The organism is Trabulsiella odontotermitis, assembly GCF_001297775.1.
In the GTDB taxonomy this organism is placed as follows: Bacteria; Pseudomonadota; Gammaproteobacteria; order Enterobacterales; family Enterobacteriaceae; genus Trabulsiella; species Trabulsiella odontotermitis.
Window position 1 is genome coordinate 121,391 of the sequence record NZ_LIFX01000002.1, and the last position, 18,610, is coordinate 140,000.

19 protein-coding genes are annotated in these 18,610 nt (G+C 53.3%); 8 read left to right on the forward strand and 11 right to left on the reverse strand.

Features of this window, described 5'->3' with window-relative positions:
- Positions 1–71 precede the first annotated feature (71 nt).
- On the reverse strand, positions 72–2,225 hold the full coding sequence (locus AOY23_RS02390; RefSeq protein ID WP_054178250.1) for a carbon starvation CstA family protein: 2,154 nt from the start codon (positions 2,223–2,225) through the stop codon (positions 72–74).
- Positions 2,226–2,600: 375 nt separating this feature from the next.
- On the opposite strand from AOY23_RS02390, the gene AOY23_RS02395 reads away from it, so the two are divergent.
- Positions 2,601–3,452, forward strand: a complete 852-nt coding sequence (locus AOY23_RS02395; RefSeq protein WP_054178251.1) for a LysR family transcriptional regulator — start codon at positions 2,601–2,603, stop codon at positions 3,450–3,452.
- Between the two features lie 720 nt (positions 3,453–4,172).
- Here AOY23_RS02395 and AOY23_RS22460 read toward each other — a convergent pair.
- Both AOY23_RS22460 and AOY23_RS02405 read right to left on the reverse strand, forming a co-directional pair.
- The gene (locus tag AOY23_RS22460) at positions 4,173–4,505 is read right to left on the reverse strand and encodes a hypothetical protein (RefSeq protein WP_152958361.1); all 333 of its coding nucleotides are present in this window, start codon (positions 4,503–4,505) and stop codon (positions 4,173–4,175) included.
- A gap of 80 nt (positions 4,506–4,585) precedes the next feature.
- The gene (locus AOY23_RS02405; protein ID WP_054178253.1) at positions 4,586–4,798 is read right to left on the reverse strand and encodes a hypothetical protein; all 213 of its coding nucleotides are present in this window, start codon (positions 4,796–4,798) and stop codon (positions 4,586–4,588) included.
- Positions 4,799–4,922: 124 nt separating this feature from the next.
- On the opposite strand from AOY23_RS02405, the gene AOY23_RS02410 reads away from it, so the two are divergent.
- The 3 genes from AOY23_RS02410 to tsr all read left to right on the forward strand — a co-directional run bounded on the left by AOY23_RS02410 (position 4,923) and on the right by tsr (position 7,505).
- Complete coding sequence (locus AOY23_RS02410) at positions 4,923–5,306, forward strand: putative holin (protein WP_054178254.1); 384 nt, start codon at positions 4,923–4,925, stop codon at positions 5,304–5,306.
- A gap of 12 nt (positions 5,307–5,318) precedes the next feature.
- Positions 5,319–5,711 carry a M15 family metallopeptidase gene (locus AOY23_RS02415; protein ID WP_200906030.1) on the forward strand — a complete coding sequence of 131 codons (393 nt, stop codon included), beginning with the start codon at positions 5,319–5,321 and terminating at the stop codon, positions 5,709–5,711.
- Positions 5,712–5,849: 138 nt separating this feature from the next.
- Positions 5,850–7,505 carry a methyl-accepting chemotaxis protein gene (gene tsr / locus AOY23_RS02420; protein WP_054178256.1) on the forward strand — a complete coding sequence of 552 codons (1,656 nt, stop codon included), beginning with the start codon at positions 5,850–5,852 and terminating at the stop codon, positions 7,503–7,505.
- Positions 7,506–7,543: 38 nt separating this feature from the next.
- Here the strand turns inward: tsr and AOY23_RS02425 are convergent, their stop codons facing one another.
- On the reverse strand, positions 7,544–8,077 hold the full coding sequence (locus tag AOY23_RS02425; protein WP_054178257.1) for a GNAT family N-acetyltransferase: 534 nt from the start codon (positions 8,075–8,077) through the stop codon (positions 7,544–7,546).
- 37 nt (positions 8,078–8,114) lie between these two features.
- Between AOY23_RS02425 and AOY23_RS02430 the strand changes: the two genes are divergently transcribed.
- Positions 8,115–8,927, forward strand: coding sequence for a GNAT family N-acetyltransferase (locus AOY23_RS02430; protein WP_054178258.1), 813 nt, complete (start codon positions 8,115–8,117; stop codon positions 8,925–8,927).
- A 27-nt stretch (positions 8,928–8,954) separates the two neighbouring features.
- Here the strand turns inward: AOY23_RS02430 and opgB are convergent, their stop codons facing one another.
- The 6 genes from opgB to AOY23_RS02460 all read right to left on the reverse strand — a co-directional run bounded on the left by opgB (position 8,955) and on the right by AOY23_RS02460 (position 14,641).
- Complete coding sequence (opgB, locus tag AOY23_RS02435; RefSeq protein WP_054178259.1) at positions 8,955–11,246, reverse strand: phosphatidylglycerol--membrane-oligosaccharide glycerophosphotransferase; 2,292 nt, start codon at positions 11,244–11,246, stop codon at positions 8,955–8,957.
- 219 nt (positions 11,247–11,465) lie between these two features.
- On the reverse strand, positions 11,466–12,203 hold the full coding sequence (gene dnaC / locus AOY23_RS02440; RefSeq protein ID WP_054178260.1) for a DNA replication protein DnaC: 738 nt from the start codon (positions 12,201–12,203) through the stop codon (positions 11,466–11,468).
- Positions 12,200–12,745, reverse strand: a complete 546-nt coding sequence (dnaT, locus tag AOY23_RS02445; RefSeq protein WP_054178261.1) for a primosomal protein DnaT — start codon at positions 12,743–12,745, stop codon at positions 12,200–12,202. The genes dnaC and dnaT overlap by 4 nt, the downstream gene beginning before the upstream one ends.
- 130 nt (positions 12,746–12,875) lie before the next feature.
- Positions 12,876–13,304, reverse strand: a complete 429-nt coding sequence (locus tag AOY23_RS02450) for an organic hydroperoxide resistance protein (protein WP_054178262.1) — start codon at positions 13,302–13,304, stop codon at positions 12,876–12,878.
- Positions 13,305–13,400: 96 nt separating this feature from the next.
- A complete protein-coding gene (locus AOY23_RS02455) occupies positions 13,401–13,874 on the reverse strand; it encodes a threonine/serine exporter (RefSeq protein ID WP_054178263.1) in 474 nt (157 codons plus the stop codon).
- The gene (locus AOY23_RS02460) at positions 13,865–14,641 is read right to left on the reverse strand and encodes a threonine/serine exporter family protein (RefSeq protein WP_054178264.1); all 777 of its coding nucleotides are present in this window, start codon (positions 14,639–14,641) and stop codon (positions 13,865–13,867) included. The genes AOY23_RS02455 and AOY23_RS02460 overlap by 10 nt, the downstream gene beginning before the upstream one ends.
- 431 nt (positions 14,642–15,072) lie before the next feature.
- On the opposite strand from AOY23_RS02460, the gene AOY23_RS02465 reads away from it, so the two are divergent.
- Complete coding sequence (locus AOY23_RS02465; protein WP_054178265.1) at positions 15,073–15,792, forward strand: helix-turn-helix transcriptional regulator; 720 nt, start codon at positions 15,073–15,075, stop codon at positions 15,790–15,792.
- Entirely contained in the window at positions 15,753–16,436 is a 684-nt protein-coding gene (gene bglJ / locus AOY23_RS02470) for a DNA-binding transcriptional activator BglJ (RefSeq protein WP_072170902.1), read from the forward strand. The genes AOY23_RS02465 and bglJ overlap by 40 nt, the downstream gene beginning before the upstream one ends.
- Positions 16,437–16,448: 12 nt before the next feature.
- Here bglJ and AOY23_RS02475 read toward each other — a convergent pair whose 3' ends face one another.
- Positions 16,449–16,907 carry a YbaK/EbsC family protein gene (locus AOY23_RS02475; RefSeq protein ID WP_054178266.1) on the reverse strand — a complete coding sequence of 153 codons (459 nt, stop codon included), beginning with the start codon at positions 16,905–16,907 and terminating at the stop codon, positions 16,449–16,451.
- A 325-nt stretch (positions 16,908–17,232) separates the two neighbouring features.
- Between AOY23_RS02475 and AOY23_RS02480 the strand changes: the two genes are divergently transcribed.
- Positions 17,233–18,576 (forward strand): PTS sugar transporter subunit IIC, encoded by a 1,344-nt coding sequence (locus tag AOY23_RS02480; protein WP_054178267.1) that lies wholly within the window; start codon positions 17,233–17,235, stop codon positions 18,574–18,576.
- The last annotated feature ends 34 nt before the right edge of the window (positions 18,577–18,610 follow it).

Genomic DNA, 18,610 nt, shown 5'->3' on the forward strand with positions numbered 1-18,610 from the left:
TTGCCATCCTGATAAGAAAAAGCCCGGTGGCACTACGCTTACCGGGCCTACAGAGACTGACGATTACCGTATCAATGGTGTGAAGAGGTCTTCACGCCGCCTTCCGGTACCGGAACGTATGGCGTCTCTTTATCAGTACGCGCGTCGATAGCGCGTGCTTTCAGCCACGTTTTGATACCGTAGAAGATGATGCTGTACACCACCACCAGGAACAGAATGCTCAGACCCGCGTTGGTGTAGTTGTTCACCACAATGTGGTTCATGTTAGCAATTTCCTGCGCGGTGAGGTTTGCGCCGCCAGCAGCAATCTTCTCTTTGTACTGGTTAGCCATGAAGAAGAAGCCTTCCAGCGACGGGTTGGTGCTGAACAGTTTCAGACCCAGCGCCCAGGAGGTGCAGAGCAGCAGCCACAGCGCCGGTAGCACGGTGACCCAGACGTATTTGGCGCGTTTCATCTTCACGAGGACGACGGTGCCGAGCACCAGCGCGACGGCAGCCAGCATCTGGTTAGAGATACCGAACAGCGGCCACAGGCTCTTCACGCCACCCAGCGGATCGACCACGCCCTGATACAGCAGGTAACCCCACAGGCCAACACAGCCCGCGGTGCCCAGCACGCCAGCCACCAGCGAGTCGGTTTTCTTCAGGAACGGCACGAAGTTGCCGAGTAAGTCCTGCAGCATAAAGCGACCCGCACGGGTACCGGCGTCCAGCGCGGTCAGGATGAACAGCGCTTCAAACAGAATACCGAAGTGGTACCAGAAGCCCATGTCCGCCATCGGCAGCACTTTGTGGAATACGTGAGCGATACCCACGGCCAGTGTCGGTGCGCCACCCGCACGGTTCAGGACGGACGGTTCGCCAATGTCCTTCGCAGTCTGCATGATCTGCTCAGGTGAGATCACGAAGCCCCAGGAACTGACAGTCGCGGCCGCATGGGTACTGACGTCTTTCAGCTGTGCCAGAATCATTGCGGCGTTGTCACCACCCATTTCATGCAGGTTTGGCATGGTGATGCCAAGGCCCGCAGGCGGGGTGTTCATCGCAAAATAAAGACCCGGTTCGATGATCGATGCCGCCACCAGCGCCATGATCGCGACGAAGGATTCCATCAGCATGGCGCCGTAACCGATAAAGCGGGCGTCGGTTTCGTTTGCCAGCAGTTTTGGCGTGGTGCCGGAGGCGATCAGCGCGTGGAAGCCAGAGACGGCGCCACAGGCGATAGTGATAAACAGGAACGGGAACAGAGCCCCTTTCCACAGCGGACCAGTACCGTCGATGTACTGGGTTACCGCAGGCATTTTCAGATCCGGGTTGAGGATCACGATGCCGAGCGCCAGACCGACGATCACGCCGATTTTCAGGAAGGTGGCGAGATAGTCACGCGGCGCCAGAATCAGCCATACCGGCAGCAGCGCGGAGATAAAGGCGTAGCCCACCAGCGCAAAGGTGATGGTGGTGTCTTTAAAGGTCAGCGCCGGGCCCCAGTACGGGTCGTGCGCAATCACGCCACCAAACCAGATGGAGGCGACCAGCAGCACAATACCAATCACCGACACTTCACCCACGCGGCCCGGGCGGAGAAAGCGCATGTAAATGCCCATGAACAGCGCAATCGGCACGGTCGAGCAGACGGTGAACACGCCCCACGGACTTTCCGCCAGCGCTTTCACGACAATCAGCGCCAGCACCGCGAGGATGATTATCATGATCAGGAAGCAGCCGAACAGGGCAATCGAGCCCGGTATGCGACCCATCTCTTCTTTGACCATTTCGCCAAGTGACGAACCGTTACGGCGCGAGGAGATAAACAGCACCATAAAGTCCTGCACCGCTCCCGCCAGCACCACGCCCGCCAGCAGCCAGAGCGTACCCGGCAGGTAGCCCATCTGCGCCGCCAGCACCGGACCCACCAGTGGGCCAGCACCGGCAATGGCCGCGAAGTGGTGACCAAACAGCACGTAACGGTTGGTTGGCACGTAGTTCAGGCCGTCATTGTTAATGACCGCCGGTGTTGAGCGGGTTGGGTCGAGCTTCATCACCCTCTGGGCGATGTACAGACTGTAGTAGCGATAGGCCACCAGATAAACCGATACCGAGGCGACGACTATCCACAGTGCGCTGACGTGTTCACCGCGGCGTAGCGCCACGACGGACAAACAGAAAGCGCCGATGATCCCGAGGATGGCCCAGGGTACGTGCTTAAGAAATTTTTTCGTATCCATAGTGAGACCTGGTTTTTATAAATGAAAATTGGATCAGTACTTGTTGTTGGGGAGGTAGTGACGGTAATGCACAGGCGATCTTGCCAGAAAGAACAGCGGCTACCGGTGGGGAAAAGGGTCAGTGGTCGTATGGCGCCTTAAGCGGTTGTGTTTATGAATAAGCGGTTGAGTAAAATCTTAACAGTGGTTTATTTTGTGATAGGTGTCACGTATTTTTAATATATCGGCTTAGGCATGAAAAGCCGTATTTGATTTTAATCAATTATGTAACTTTTCATAAAGTGAACAAGATTGTCTCTTTTTTAGCACATTGTTGAAAGTGAATCAGTGTCTTATATTGTATTAAGTATACAAACACGAATTAAAGAGCGACCTATGGGATATCTGCTGTCGAAAAAAATGCGTTATTTTATGGTAACGATGGAGTTAAGAAATTTCGCGAAAGCAGCAGAAGCGCTCTGCATTACGCGATCACCACTGAGTAAAGTGATATGTGAGCTGGAAGATTACCTCGGTGGAATTCTGTTTAAGAGAAAATACAATGAGTTAGAGCCCACAGAACTGGCCTGGGAATATTATAATAAATTTCGCTCTGTTTACACGCAGCTTATGGATCTGGAAAACGAGATTCAGAATAAAGAGATGGCGAAAGAACTGACGATTTTATTCGACGTGACGTTTCCGGAACTGGTCTTTAAACATATCGTGATGGTCATTGAGTCCTCTGGCCTGAAGGCGCGTTGTGAGAGAGGCGTGGTCGACCCGGCGGACATTAATAATCTTCGCTATAACGCAAACTGCATTATCTTTTCATTGCGCGACATTTCGTTGTCCTACTCGGTACAGCGCGATGAGTGGTTCAGCGGAAATTTAGTGCTGCTGGCGCCAAAAGATCGTGATCCAGAAAGCGCAATGAAATTGTTCGTCTGGAAAGATGCCAATGTGCATTATTCAAAAGAAATCTTCAAAAATTTACTGGCGGATAAATTCAGCAATATTGAATTCATCGAACATAACTGGGAATTTCTGAGTATGCTGTATAATATCCATTCGGGGAAAGGATGCTGCATCATGACAGAAAAATTCGCGACTTTGTTTAGAGTGGATGGCGTTGACATTATTCCGCTAAAAAATGTGAATTTAAAAATCCGAGCTTATCACTGTCTCAAACCTGAGTATGCCAATGAGAAAGAGAAAGTCAAAGGCATACTCAACGCCTTCATTTAATGCGCGGCTTCACATCAGTCGCTAACAAACAAACAGTGCAGGAGAGGGTTCAGGTAACTCTTCTGCCCGTTCTCAAACTCATAGACAAAGTTGAGTCTATGATCATAGGCCGGGATGGAGACAATCTGGCTATTTTCTAATTTGAAAATAAACGCCAGAACGTCCCTGTCTAGATCGTGGCCTGACATGTCCAGAAACAGGCCAAAATATCGATTGTTAATAAATATCTTCTTGTGTTTGGCGAGAGATATTGCGCTTGTTTCATAATATTCTGAAATTGAAATCATCGTTTTCTATATCCAGTAATTATTATTGGGACGGCAAGGAAATTGTAGCATAAGCTGTTGATTATGATCGATTTTTAAGTATCTATCACTATGCTTCATGTAAGCTATTGAAAAAGATCAAATTATTTATAATAACGTAAGTATTACTGCTCCTTTATTTAACAACAATACTTAACGATGTGTTTGTGAGTGACTTCATGAAAAAGAATAGCGCTGGAATGGCTGTTTCACATAACCCTATGAAGAACGTGAATATTTATTGAGAAACATAACGGGATGGCTGATGACTATCAGTCCTGGTCTCGTTAGTGGTTGTTGTTAAGGATTATCGTGGTAGGGAAAGACGCTATGAGGATATACAAGCTCAGCAGGAAATTTTGCGGAAATGAGTACGCACGGGTAACCATTTCCGGCTAAATGTATTATTGGTTAATTATAGTTTCGGGTTATTAAGACCTGATAAAGGCAATAATTCATCCATCAGTTTATCGGCTCCGGCGATACTTCGCTTGAAGGCCATATGCCGACCATAGGCGACGCGAGGTAATTCGTGAAACTCCAGTGAACTGCCTCCTGATGCCCCCATTTCACTCGTGCTGGCTTGTGCGACTGAATTTCCGCCTTCGAGTAGCGTTTCGCTGTAATTAACATTGATTTCGCCGCTACTCTCGTTGAGTGCGGTTCTGTTAGCTTTGCGAGACAACCCGCGCAGTTTGTTGCGAATTTTTGGAGCGACGGCTTCTGCTGTACCCACTGCAGCCGCCACGCCGGATACCCACACTGAGCACAGTGGGTATCAGCCAGGTAATCAACCCATGACCACTGGGATCGGTGTTGTTAATCGGGTCAGTCCAGCTTAAAGGCAACGTTGGGGTTCTTTGTGCGATTACTGAAGTAGAAGTACTCAATGACATAATCGAAATTGCCTGCCTTTAGATTGGCTTGCAGTGCTGTATGATTCGGCTCGTACACCTCGCAATAGGCTCCGGCATTGCCTGCGACCAGATATTTGAGGCTGCCACCATCTTTGTTATTAATCACAGTTAATGCTTTTTTCACTTTCAGGAAATAGATCGAAAAAAGTTAACTGTGTTTGTTTTTTGCTCAATCTGTATTCTTGCCCGATTTTAGAATTTCCTTAAGCAAAAGGTTCTTCGATTTATTTCTTTTTTTGAGGTGGTTTATGGTCAGTGAAGAGAGAGTACTGGCGGCTTTATCGCTGGTGGAGAAATATGTTATGCAGACTGAGGTTACGACCTTTAAAAGCCCGCACATTATTATGGCGGCGCTTGCCGGAAGTATTGTTTTTACCGTGACGGCAAAAGATTTCAATACTAAAGCACGTCTGGCGTTATTTACTGCGTCTTTTATTGTCGGCGTATTATCAGCCCATTTTGTCGCTGGACTAGTAGGCGTCCTGCTTCAGGACTTTCTGAAAATTACCCTGGAGGTTCCCGATACCATCGGTGCGTTAATTGGTGCCGTGGTGTCCGTCCGTCTTTTGAGTTTTTTCTGTGAAAAACCTGAAAAGACAACATCCATTTTTGATCTGCTGAAACGCAAATAAGTTATTGAGGTTATTATGCAAAGCTTTAAATTTAGTACTCGCAGTGTGAAAAATCTGCAGGGTGTGCATCCGGATCTGGTCGCTATTTGCCAGAAAGCGCTGGATCTGACATTGATTGATTTCGGTATTACCGAAGGTCTGCGCACTATCGAAAAACAGAAAGAGATGGTAAAAACCGGTAAATCGCAAACGATGAACAGCCGTCATCTGACTGGACATGCGATTGATGTTTTCGCTTATCCGACGCCAGCAGGCTCCTGGGATTTCGCCGATTATGAGCTTATTTCCAACGCCTTTAAGCAGGCGGCGAAAAGCCTCGGGCACAGCATTGAATGGGGCGGTGACTGGAAAACCCTAAAAGACGGTCCGCATTTTCAGTTAACCTGGAGCGAATACCCTGCCTGACCTTCGCGATCGTCTCTTTCCGCCAGCGGGAGAGAGGCGACCGTCTTTTCCTTCCCCGCATTTCCAGCACGAATACCCGTAAAGTTTTTCCTCCTCAGGCCGAAAATACCGTCATCTGTCGAAAGGAAAGAGAAAAACATGTTAAACCGTATCAGGATTGTCACCAGTCTCGTACTGGTGCTTATGCTATTTGGACTTTTGCAACTGACGTCAGGCGGGCTGTTCTTTAACGCGCTCAAGCATGACAAAGAGAACTTCACCGTATTGCAGACCATCCGCCAGCAGCAGTCTACGCTGAACGCCAGCTGGGTGGCATTGCTGCAGACCCGTAACACGCTGAACCGCGCGGGCATCCGTTACATGATGGATCAGAGCAATATCGGCAGCGGCGCGACCGTCAAGGATCTGATGCAGATCGCCTCGAAATCTCTGGTGGAAGCGGAAAAACGCTGGACTGAATATGAAGCGCTGCCGCGCGATCCACGGCAAAGCGAAGCCGCTGCACTGGAAATCAAACGTAATTATGATATCTACCATGGCGCGCTGGCGGAGCTGATCCAGCTGTTGGGTGCAGGTAAAATCAACGAGTTTTTCGATCAGCCAACCCAGGGCTACCAGGACGGTTTTGAGAAACAGTACGTTAATTACCTGACGCAGAACGATCAGTTGTATGAAATTGCGGTTAACGACAGCAGTAACTCTTATTCGCAGGCCATCTGGGTGCTGATTAGCGTGCTGATCGTCGTTATGGTGGTGATCATTGCGGTCTGGCTGGGTATTCATAAAACGCTGTTGGGGCCGCTGAACCGTCTGATCGGCAGCATTCGTCATATCGCCAGCGGCGATCTGGTGAAACCCATCGATGTGGAAGGCACCAACGAAATGGGGCAACTGGCGGATTCTCTGCGTCATATGCAGAGTGAACTGGTACGCACCGTGGGTGAAGTGCGTCACGGTGCAGATGCTATCTACAGCGGCGCCAGCGAAATCTCCATGGGCAACAACGATCTCTCTTCACGTACGGAAGAGCAGGCCGCGTCTCTGGAAGAAACTGCCGCGAGCATGGAACAACTGACGGCAACCGTGAAGCAGAACGCCGAGAATGCGCGTCAGGCCAGCAATCTGGCGCTGAGCGCGTCCGAAACGGCGCAGAAGGGCGGCAAAGTGGTGGATAACGTGGTGCAGACCATGCGCGACATCGCTGGCAGCTCACAGAAAATTGCTGACATTATCAGCGTCATCGACGGCATCGCCTTCCAGACCAACATTCTGGCGCTTAACGCGGCAGTTGAAGCAGCGCGTGCCGGTGAGCAGGGGCGTGGTTTTGCGGTGGTGGCCGGTGAAGTTCGTAACCTCGCGCAGCGCAGTGCGCAGGCGGCGCGTGAGATTAAGAGCCTGATTGAAGACTCCGTCAGTCGTGTGGATGTGGGTTCTACGCTGGTCGAAAGCGCCGGTGAAACCATGGATGAGATCGTCAATGCGGTGACCCGCGTGACTGATATCATGGGCGAAATCGCCTCCGCGTCCGACGAGCAGAGCCGAGGCATTGACCAGGTGGGTCTGGCCGTGGCTGAGATGGATCGCGTGACGCAGCAGAACGCCTCGCTGGTGGAAGAATCCGCTGCTGCGGCTGCCGCGCTGGAAGAGCAGGCAAGCCGTCTGACGCAGGCCGTCGCGGTGTTCCGTATTCAGCAGCAGGCGAAACAGACGACACCCGCGAAATCGCTTCCGGCACCGGCGCAACTGAAAAAAGTGGCAGTGACGGACAACGGCGACAGCTGGGAATCCTTCTGATTGACTGACCGATGCCCGGCGGCATTTGCCCGCCGGGTCTACACATTACGGCGCATGGCGCACCGCAATTCTCGCGGTATCCCATGCGCCGTTTCGTTTTCGCGTTTTGCCGCCAGCCCTGGCGGTAATGCCGCATCATCGATAATCTCAAAGCCCAGCTTCGCATAGAATGGCGCATTCCACGGCACCTCGCGAAAAGTGGTCAGCGTTAACGCCGGATAACCCGTGTCACGGGCGTGGTCGCTGATGAAGTGCAGAAAGCGACGGCCAATGCCTTTCCCCTGCCACGCCTGATGCAATGAAAATTCGGCGATATACAACGCGTCATCCAGCGGCTCCGTCAGTAAAAAACCGATTGGCTGTTGCTGATGGATGGCTACCCAGCTTTGACCGTGCTCTGCAAACTGGCGATGCGTTGCCGCGTCCACAATGTCGTCCTGTGCCAGCCAGGCCAGCGACGGAATGGTTAAAAACGTTTGCGCCGCCGACCGCTCAATCACGGGAAGCGCGGGGACATCATCGTTTTGCGTACGACGAAACAGTATCGCTTCCTGAAAGGTGTTAGTTTTCATCGTGTAAGCCTGTCCTTGTTGAATTAAGGAGAATTCTATGCCAGTTACCGCCGTCCCGGCGATCCGTTTTAGCTGCGAACAGCTTACCGCCATGCTTGGCGACTGCTTCGAAGGCTACAGCATTCCTTTTTCATTACCGGTTCCGGTGTTTGCTCAGCGCTTTGGCTCGGAAGGGCTCAGTCTGGTGGATTCCTGCGTCTGGATGGACGGCGATAATCACGTTGCTGTGGCGATCATCACCCGACGCGGGCAGTCGGCGCGGCTGGCGGCGTTTGCCATTCGTCCGGCGTACCGCGGCAAAGGGTTTGGCAAAAAACTGCTGGCGCCACTGATGGCAGCGCTGAGTAACGAGGGCGTGCAGGAGATGTGGCTGGAGGTGATCAGTGATAATCAACCCGGCGTGGCGCTGTACAAATCGCTCGGCTTCACTATAACGCAAGGGTTGTTTGGTTATCAGGGGATGCAGCCGGGTCAGGTTACTGCGCGGTCTCTGAAGGAAACCGAGGTAATGCCGCTGGTGCGTACGTTGATGTCGGCATCGAAAGAAAGATTGCCGTGGTTGATGGATCCGGCGACGTTTATCACTCTGCCGTGCCGCGCGTTTGTGCATCAGCAGGCCTGTGCGGTGGTCTCATTTCTGGCGGATAAACCGCAGTTGCGGATGATTTATGTCGCCCCGGAATGGCGTCAGCGCGGGCAGGGGCGCGAGATGTTGCGGGCGTTGAATCAGCAATTCCCGGCGCTGGCGACGGTGGTGTCGGTGCCTGAGTCGTTTGCCACGCTGTTTGCTTCGGCGGGATACATGACGATGCCGATCAGTCAGTATGAAATGCGGGCGGCGCTGATATAAAAAAGGGGAGCGTTTGCTCCCCCGGTTTTACCCTTCGGTTTTCACCACTTTAATTTCCACCATACCGATCCCCAGCTTGCGCGGCGAATGGCCGAGGATATTGCCCTCGTTGGTGGATTGCGGATCCGGCGGCACAATCTGCAGCAGGTTGCTGCGCGACGGGTTTTCAAAATGCAGTGTGGTGGTGGTGAGCGTGTTGCTGAGTGTGAGTAACTGCTCGCTATCACCGACGCGTACCGGAATCGGTTTGTTGGCGTTCGGCCCGAAGGCTTTCGCGGTGATCACCAGGTCGAATTTTTCCGGCAACGGCGCGTTGTATTCAATTTTCACGTCGTCACCGAGCTGCGCGTTAGACCAGCGGCCCCACAGTTCCGGGCGTGAAATACCGCTGAACTGTTTCACCTCTTCGGGGGCGCCCGCCACGTTGAAGATAAAGCTGTCGGCTTTGTAGCGAATGTTGTCGTCGACGATTTTCAGCGTATCCACGTTACCTTTGTAGCGCGTCATGTCGATAACCGTATCTTTAAACGCGGTTTTGCCTTTCCACTGCGCTTTGTCGACATGCTGGACTTTCTGCTCGCCGCCCAGTTGCCCCTGCGAGACGCACCAGTCGGTCGAGAGCGCCATCTCCGACGCCCACAGCTGGCCCATCTTGTAGCAGCGATCGATCCAGACGAAGTTATCGCGTGGGGCGAAATCCGCCAGCTGGTAGCGCAGCGGGGCGGAATATTCGCTTTCCGGCAGCGGCTCAACGCGGGAATCGGAGACGCGCAGCAATAGCGGCAGGCGGAAATGGGTGCCGGAGAAGGCGATCATCCCTTTATCCGTGTCGATGGTGAAATCTTTCATCTCTTTCGGGAAATTCCACAGGCGGATGATGTCCGGCTTCCACGCCAGCACTTTCTCTTTCATGTTCAGGAACACTTCAGACAGCGACTGGCCGGACAGGCTGCTGCGCCCGAGGCCGATAAAGTTATCGCCGCCGAGGATATCCAGCACCGTCGCGCCGTTATCCATGGTGCTGCGCTTAGTGCCCACTACTTCCTGTTGCGGCTGATCGCCACGAATGATGAAAAACAGATTATTGCGATCCTGCTTGTTGAGCTGATCCCAGGCGGTATTTTTCATCGCCAGATGATCCGATGACACCACAATCACCGTATTTTTGAACCACGGCGACGCTTTGATCTTGCTGATCAGCGCGGCGACGTGCTCCTGACTGCAACTGACGGCGCTGAACGACTGGTTAGCTTTGCCGTTGATGTCGTAGCGTTTGCGCTGGCAGGTGCGCGAGATAAAACCGTCCGGGTGGTGAGTATCCACCGTCAACGCGAACAGCGAAAAACGCTTGCCCGAACGGGAAAGTTCCTCGAATTTCTTCCAGGTTTCATCCAGCACGGTATCGTCGTAAAAACCCCAGTCGTTGCGATAGTTCGGGTCATCGACCACGGTTTTCAGCTCTTCCGCGCCGTACAGGTTGTCGAAACCGTGGGACTTCAGGAATACGTCCTTGCCCGCGAAACGCAGGTTGGCGCCCTGCACGAAGTAGTTTTCATAGCCGGAATTTTTCAGGATATCGCCAAGGCAGATATTCTGCGGGAAAAAGCTGGAGACGGAGGCCGAGGCGTTACCTTCGAACGGCGCAAACAGAGGAATGCCGCACTGCGACGCCACCATGCCTGCGATGGTGTAATCCGTGCCCGGCAACTGGGTGGTATGGCTGAAATCGATGCTGTCGTCTTTCTGTTTATTCAGCTCCGGCGCCAGATCCGGGAAAGCCGTGTTGTCGAAATAGGTGCGCTCAAGGCTTTCGCCGTAGATGTACACCAGGTTCAGTTTTGGATTGGGGATCGTTTTCGACGGCTCTTTGTAGTACGCGGCAAAGTCCGGGTCGCCATCGCGGGACTGCGACTTCACCAGCTCGCTGAGCTGATGAAACGCCGGGCTGGCATCAACGGAAGCCAGCGCCAGTAGCAGCGCCGCCAGGCTGTAACCAAAATGGTGAGGAAGATGTTGGCGGCGGCGTAAAAGCCAGCCCAGCGCGCCAAAAACCAGCACCAGCGCCACAATCAGCCCGGCACCCGGAAGGATATATTTGCTGATACCCGCGCCGGTCAGGCTGTTGGTGAGGGTGTAGAGCACAGCGTCGTTAATGCCGTCGCCGGTAAAATAATCGCTGGCATACAGCGTGATATTGAGCACGATGAACAGACCGAGCACGGTCAGGGTGGCGGCAAACCACCAGCGGTTACGACCCGCTTTCCAGGCATAAATGCCCGCAGAAGCAAGAAAAAGAGCGATGGATAGCAACTCTGACACAACGCACCCTCAATAGCGCCAGCCGCACGCTGGCCAGTCAGCACAATTTTCCGAGTCACACTTTAATTGTACCGTCACCTTAGTGCAATTTTACTGTCATCGAATTGTGCTGTGGTTCAGAATTGGTTTAGAAAAGATCTTTTTTGATCGGGCTCACACCCGGCGGGATGGGAAAAGGGGAGGCACGTCTGAGCACGGTGAGGCTCAGACGCGTTGTTATTAATACTCTTTACCGGTGACGCGCGGGCGGAAACTCGGCCAGTCGAAGGTGACGAACAGGCTGTTGCCGAGGCGCATGCGGTCCATCACGCGCTCACCTAACAGGCGGGTCATTTCCTGTGAATTATGGTTGCTCAGCATGCCGGTAGGGCGTTTGGAGGAGGAGCGACGATCGACGATCTGGTTGATGATCACCTGCTCATAACGGGATTCGTTCTGCATGCCGATCTCGTCGATCACCAGCAAATCCACATTGCTGAGATCGCTCAACAACTGCTCTTCGCTGACATCGCGATTGCCAAAGGTGCCTTTCATGGCGGACATGATATCGGCCACAGTGATGATCAGCACCGATTTGCCCCGCAGCAGCAGCTCGTTACAGATGGCCGCCGCAAGATGATTTTTGCCGGTGCCGGGTTTGCCGGAAAAGATAAAGCTGGAGATGCTGTCGTTAAATTCTTCGACATACTGGCGCGCCAGATTGAGCGCATCCAGTTGTCCCTGGCATTCCACCGTGTAGTTATCAAAGGAGCAGTTCTGATGCAGCGGGCGAATACCCGAGCGGTTAAACGTGCGCTGCATTTTCATCGCCCGGTTTTCACGGGCGATGGCCGCTGAGCGAATTTCCCCCTGCGCTTTCTGCCAGGCGAGCAGTTCTTCCCCGGTTTTAAACGCGGGTTCAATATGCGCGGGCATCACCTTTTGCAGGCGTTTCATTAAGTCGCCAAGGTTTTTCATTTTGCTCCCCTGAATCCAAACGGAATCGATTTATCCGGCTCTGACATCATGCTGTTATCGCGGGGCGGTTGTCCACCGCTGCTGGCGCGGCCTGTCTGAATGCTGCGGGCCAGCTTTTGCTGCCATTGCACGTGGTGGAACACTTTTCCTTCCGCCTGCCAGTAGGTGATGAACGACGCCAGCTCTTCCGGCGTCGCCGGGGCGCTCAGCGCAATGCCCCACAGTGCGGCGAGACGCGGAAAATCGTCATCAGGACGCCAGTCGGGATACATGGCGAATTTCCCCATCGGCACGGCAACCGGCACCGGCGCGGGGTCGGCAAACAACTGCGCATCCAGCGTGACATCGCTACCGGGGCGCGACAACTTTTCTTCCAGCGCCAGCAACTGCGCCAGACGTTCAGGCGTCAGCGCATAAAACGCGGGGGCGTTATTGGCGAAAACCGCAATGGCGCCGCCTTCAGCCTGTGCCAGTATCGTGGCGTGATTATCCACTAAGGCGTCAATACCGATGACCTCGGAAGTCAAAATACGAGAAGTCATATCACCATCTCAACACAGAAAGATAACGGAGAAGACGCGGAGAGTCCGCAACTGAATACTGGCACATAGTAGCACAGAGAGAAGGGGAACCGGCACACCCTCTCTGTGCGAGAGGGTGGCGGGAAGAACGTCAGGCGATGATATTCAGGGTCACATCGATATTATTGCGGGTGGCGTTGGAGTACGGGCAAACGATATGCGCGGCATCCACCAGTTTTTTCGCCTCAGCTTCGTCCATGCCAGGCAGATGAATATTCAGTTTGGCTTCAATACCAAAACCGGTCGGCAGCGGTCCGATACCCACTTCGCCTTCAATAAACGCGTCTTTGGGTATGGCGATTTTGTCGCGCCCGGCAACGAATTTCATTGCCCCGAGGAAGCAGGCGGAATAACCCGCGGCGAACAGCTGTTCCGGGTTGGTGACTTCGCCGCCTGCGCCGCCCATTTCTTTCGGCACGCCCAGTTTCACGTCTAACACGCCGTCAGAGGAGACAGCACGACCATCACGCCCTCCGGTCGCTTTAGCTTTGGCGGTGTAGACCACTTTTTCTAATGACATAACAGGTTCCTCATTGCATGTTGAACAGAAGATCGATCCCATTTTTATGGATTGTTAACATGTAATGATAGTCCCTGTGTGCGATGCTGCCGCCCGTCAGACGCGCGGACGTTTCCGGTAAAGCCATAGCCCAGGCACGGAAAGCCCGATGGACAGGGCGCCGACGATGGATGAGGCTTTCAGAAAATTACTGATTAAAAGTTCCATCAGCTCAGGCGAATAGCCAAAGTGGCTGATTTTCACCGCTGACACCATCGCGGTATACGCAGAAATACCGGGGAACATCGGGATCACCGCGGCGACGGTAAAAATTTTCGGATGCGCGAGATACCAGCGGGACCACTGAATACCGATGCTGCCAACCAGCATCGATGACACAAACGTGGACCACTCGATGTTAAACCCGGCGGTCATCATTACCATGCGTGAGCTGTGACCAATCGCCCCCAGCAGTGCGCACCAGGGTAGCGCGCGTTGTGGCACGTTGAACACCAGCGCGAAACCCACGGCGGGGATCGCCGACAGGACGATGTCCTGCGCCAGTGCGAGCAGAAAATCAATTACGCCCATCCCGGAAGCCCCCATAACGTCATCGACATCACGACGCCAATACAGGTCGCCAGTGTCAGCAGGCTGGCAATCGCCCAACGCGCCAGACCGGTGTTGATGTGCCCTTTAAACATATCCGCCACCGCGTTAATCAATGGAAAACCGGGGACGAGCAGCAATACGCTCGCCGCCATCGCAATGGTCGGCGTATGCGCAAAAAGGGGAAGTCGCAGCAGCAACCCCGAGACAGTGGTGGCGACAAAAGCGGTAATACAGAAGCTGATTTGCGGATGGATGGCGTGTTTGGTCAGAAGTCTGCGGGCGTACATTGCGACGGTACTGGCGAAGAAGGTAATCACCGCGCCATCCCAGCCGCCGTTGTTCAGCTTACAGAAACAGGCGCAGGAGAGACCCACCATCAACACCACCAGCCAGCCGGGGTAACGTAGTGGGCGAATATTCGCAAAGCGCTTTTCAACGTCTTTATAGTCCAGCAGGTTATGCTCGGCCATGATGACGATGTGCTGTACCTCCGTGACGATGTGCATGTTAATGCCGCGATCGGTATTTTTGCGGGTGGAGGTCAGACAATGCCCGTCTTTAATCGTGGCAAGGACGATGGCATTCGCGGAAATCGCGCTTTCCACGCTGTCCATACCGAGCGCCAGCCCCAGACGGGTGGATAGTTCTTCGACCAGCGCGCTTTCCGCGCCGTGCTGCAATAAAAAAAGGCCGCACTGGATACACAAGCGCGTGACCTGTCGCTGTTCATCTTGCTCAACTTCCATGACTCACTCTGCCGTCAGGCGCGCTGGGGAGGTGCGCGCAATGGAATACTTTTACCTGAAGCGCCGCAGACGGTCTTCTGGTTGAGATCAAACAATGTGCAAAAAACGCGGTTGTGCCATGACGGAACACGTCTTATCCGCAATAAACGCATCTTTTACACTTTCCCTTAATATATATCGGCTGAGAATTAACTGACAAATGAGGATATTTAATTTTACTAATTATCGTTTTTATATTTTCTAATCCGTACACGATTAATTTTTTATCCCCGATGTGAGATAGTGCCTGGGCGATTCTCTCAGAGATTCAGCCATTATTTTATTTATTCACTAAATAAATGATTCATTGCACATGTTGTGCAATGTGTTGTTCTTCTTTTCTGGTTATATGTCCTTAATGTTGCAAAAAATGTGCGGGAGGCGGAGATTTTATGCGAGCGGGATGCTGCAATTACGGAATTATTATTAGTAAATCACCGGTCGTTCAGGTGGGGCTGCACGGCATTATTCGTGACAACTTACCCGACTACGAAATGACGTACTGTGGCTCACACGAGGAACTGACGCTGCTGCAACTGCGGCGCGCCATGCTGGTGGTGGTTGAGCTGACGGGCGATAGCCATCAGGCGCGCAGCCTTTGCGCCCAATATTATTCGCTGATTTCCCAGTACCGGGACATCCACTGGGTTTTCCTGGTATCGCGCACCTGCTACCCCTTCGCGGTGGAGTATTTGCTGCGCCCGGAAAGCACGTTGCTGTCTGATGCGGAACCGGTGGAGCAACTGGCGCGGGTGTTTCGTGGCGGACTGGCTTCTGCGGAACGGATCAGCCAGACGCTGCTCAGCCCTGCGGAAACAGACGAATACGATGATGACGAGCAGGACGTCCTGACGATTTCCGAACGCAAAGTGTTGCGTCTGCTGGCAAAGGGGTGGTGCATCAACCAAATCGCCTCCCTGTTGAAGAAAAGCAACAAAACCATCAGCGCGCAGAAAAATAGCGCCATGCGCCGTCTGGCTTTGCGCAGTAATGCGGAAATGTACGCATGGATTAACAGCTCGCGAGGAATGAAGGAGCTGAATTTATTCGCTGTTTATGGAGAACAGGAAGAATGGAAAATGACGCACACCAGCGACATGTCGCTATCGTAGAACGCTGTACTTTGACCGAAGCGGGTCTTTGCCATTTATTCCACCAGTCATCCGATGGCCGTTACGTTATCCATCTTTTTCGTACGGTTGAGGCTCTCAACGCGGCGCTGGCCCGACAACCGTTCTGGGCCGTCATTTACTCGCTCTCCGGGGGGCGAGAGTTGCGTCAGGAAAGCTTGCTGTGCCTGAACGCCGTCTCACAATCACACCCCGAGACGAAACGCATTGTGCTGACCAATAACGCCGACGAAGCGCTGCTGATCCGCCATCTGTCTCCCTCGGGGTTGCATGGCATTTTGAGTAAATCAGAGTCGGTCGCCTGGTTAAGCGAGCGGCTGCTTGCGCTGCTCAACGGCACGCGTCAGGAGAGCGACGACGATCTTAACCAGTGGGTCATGAGTCACAATGGTTGTCTGAGTCCGACGGAGCTCGCCATTCTGCGCTATATGACGTACGGCTATTCGATGCCGGAAATCGCCACGCAACTGGCGCGTAATATCAAAACGATACGCGCGCATAAGTTTAATGCGATGGCCAAGCTGGGCGTAAATTCTGATATGGGGCTGTTAAGCGCGGCCGATATCATCATGCATTTACCCGCCAGCAACGCGGAAGGTCCACGCGGTCTGGCGGCTAAACTTTAACGCTCTGTCAGCTTACAGGCAGACGTCAATCCAGGTGGCGTGTGTCAGTTCCGCCATCCGCTCTGGCGAAATCCGCACCGCGCTGTGGATGCCACCCGCGGCGGGCAGCACTTCCTGATACTGTCTGAGGGACACATCACAGTAGACCGCGAGCGGCGTTTCCAGGCCGAAAGGGCAGACGCCGCCGACCGGATGCCCGGTACTGGTGACGACTTCGTCGCTGCTCAGCATGCGGGCTTTTGCGCCAAACGTTGTTTTTAGTTTTTTGTTATCCAGCCGGGCATCCCCTTTCGCCACCACCAGGATCACCTGATCTTTCACTTTCAGGGACAGTGTTTTGGCAATCTGACCGGGCGCGACATGATGAGCGGCGGCCGCGAGAGCGACAGTGGCGGTACTCTGGTTGAGTTCTATAATTTCAATTTCGGGGGCGTGTTCAGCGAAAAATTGCCTTACGGACTGCAAACTCACGTTTTTATCTCCATAAAAAGGTTATCGCAAATCTGGCACAAGCGGATAGTCGCTGTAAATATCCGTCGTAATAATTCCATAACATGCCGATTTCTCGATCCTCTTCACAATCGCTGCAACCGGTTACAGTAACCGGTTGCAGTCAGCGCCGCGGCGATTAATACTCATTCTGTAACTTCCTCTGTAATCACATAATTAGAGCCGTGTATGAAACGTAACCTACTGAGCATTACCGCCGGGTGGTCCGGCGTGCCAGGCAGTTCACCGCATGGCAATAAACTATTAATCGCTGTGCTACTGCCTATGGCCTGTCAGGAGAGCTGCTATGTCTGCTAACCATGCTGCGTTTAATCTGATATTCCGGTTTGTTGAAAATTACGTCAGTCCCGTCGCCGGTCGTATTTCGTCCCAGCGCCATGTCATGGCGATCCGTGACGGCTTTATTTCCGCGATGCCATTCATGATTGTGGGTTCCTTCCTGTTGGTCTTTGCCTATCCGCCGTTTTCCCCGGACACCACCTGGGGTTTCGCCCGCGCGTGGCTGGATCTGGCGAAAGAGTATGAAGGGCGCATCCTCACACCGTTCGATATGACAATGGGGATCATGTCCATTTATATTTGTGCTGCCATCGCTTACAACCTCGGCAAGCACTATGAAAAATCGCATCAACTTGATCCCTTCATGTGCGCCATGCTGTCGATTATGGCGTTTTTGCTGGTGGCCGCGCCGAAAACCAACGGTACGCTGCCGGTAGACAGCCTCGGCGGGACGGGGATTTTCACCGCTATTCTGGTGGCGCTCTATTGCGTGGAAATGATGCGTTTCCTGCGCGTGCGCAATATTGGCATTCGCCTGCCGGACCAGGTGCCGCCGATGATCAAAAACTCTTTTGATTTGCTGATCCCGGTGCTGGTGGTGGTGTTGACGCTGTACCCGTTGAGTCTGCTGATTCAGAGCCAGTTTGGCATGCTGATCCCGCAGGCCATCATGGCTATCTTTAAACCGCTGGTCGCCGCGGCCGATTCGCTGCCAGCTATTTTACTGGCGGTACTGATTGGTCACCTGCTGTGGTTCGCGGGCATCCACGGGGCGGCGATTGTCTCCGGTATGCTGCAGATGTTCTGGCTGACCAACCTGGGTATGAACCAGACCGCACTGGCGCAGGGCGCGCCGCTGCCGCACATCTTTATGGAAGCCTTCTGGACCTTCTTCATCGTGGTTGGCGGTTCCGGCGCGACGATGGGGCTGGTGATCTGTTACCTGCGCAGTCGCTCGGTACATTTACGATCCATCGGTCGTCTGAGCGTGGTGCCCAGTATTTTTAATATCAACGAACCGGTCATTTTCGGTACGCCAATCGTCATGAACCCGGTGTTCTTTATTCCGTTCCTGTTAGCGCCAATGATCAACGCCATCATCGCCTGGGCCGCGATGAAACTGGATCTGATTGGTCGGGTAATTTCCGTGGTGCCCTGGACGGCGCCAGCGCCGATTGGCGGGGCGTGGGCATTAGGCTGGGATTTCCGTGCGGCGATTCTGGTAGTGATTCTGGCCTGCGTGTCCGCAGTCATTTATTACCCGTTCTTTAAGGTTTATGAGAAACAACTGCTGGCGCAGGAAGACGCCGAAGCACAACGTGCCGAAGAAGAGAACCAACAGGCGGCATAAACGAGATATCCGGCGGCAGGGTGGCTGCCGGGTG

Bases quoted from the DNA above. Each gene is read 5' to 3' on its own strand.
- AOY23_RS02480 (WP_054178267.1), top strand. From the start codon at position 17,233: ATGTCTGCTAACCATGCTGCGTTTAATCTGATATTCCGGTTTGTTGAA.
- tsr (WP_054178256.1), top strand. From the start codon at position 5,850: ATGTTAAACCGTATCAGGATTGTCACCAGTCTCGTACTGGTGCTTATG.
- AOY23_RS02395 (WP_054178251.1), top strand. From the start codon at position 2,601: ATGGGATATCTGCTGTCGAAAAAAATGCGTTATTTTATGGTAACGATG.
- AOY23_RS02425 (WP_054178257.1), bottom strand. From the start codon at position 8,077: ATGAAAACTAACACCTTTCAGGAAGCGATACTGTTTCGTCGTACGCAA.
- AOY23_RS02460 (WP_054178264.1), bottom strand. From the start codon at position 14,641: ATGGAAGTTGAGCAAGATGAACAGCGACAGGTCACGCGCTTGTGTATC.
- AOY23_RS02465 (WP_054178265.1), top strand. From the start codon at position 15,073: ATGCGAGCGGGATGCTGCAATTACGGAATTATTATTAGTAAATCACCG.
- AOY23_RS02410 (WP_054178254.1), top strand. From the start codon at position 4,923: ATGGTCAGTGAAGAGAGAGTACTGGCGGCTTTATCGCTGGTGGAGAAA.
- dnaT (WP_054178261.1), bottom strand. From the start codon at position 12,745: ATGACTTCTCGTATTTTGACTTCCGAGGTCATCGGTATTGACGCCTTA.
- bglJ (WP_072170902.1), top strand. From the start codon at position 15,753: ATGGAAAATGACGCACACCAGCGACATGTCGCTATCGTAGAACGCTGT.
- AOY23_RS02450 (WP_054178262.1), bottom strand. From the start codon at position 13,304: ATGTCATTAGAAAAAGTGGTCTACACCGCCAAAGCTAAAGCGACCGGA.
- AOY23_RS02430 (WP_054178258.1), top strand. From the start codon at position 8,115: ATGCCAGTTACCGCCGTCCCGGCGATCCGTTTTAGCTGCGAACAGCTT.
- dnaC (WP_054178260.1), bottom strand. From the start codon at position 12,203: ATGAAAAACCTTGGCGACTTAATGAAACGCCTGCAAAAGGTGATGCCC.
- AOY23_RS02455 (WP_054178263.1), bottom strand. From the start codon at position 13,874: ATGGGCGTAATTGATTTTCTGCTCGCACTGGCGCAGGACATCGTCCTG.
- AOY23_RS02390 (WP_054178250.1), bottom strand. From the start codon at position 2,225: ATGGATACGAAAAAATTTCTTAAGCACGTACCCTGGGCCATCCTCGGG.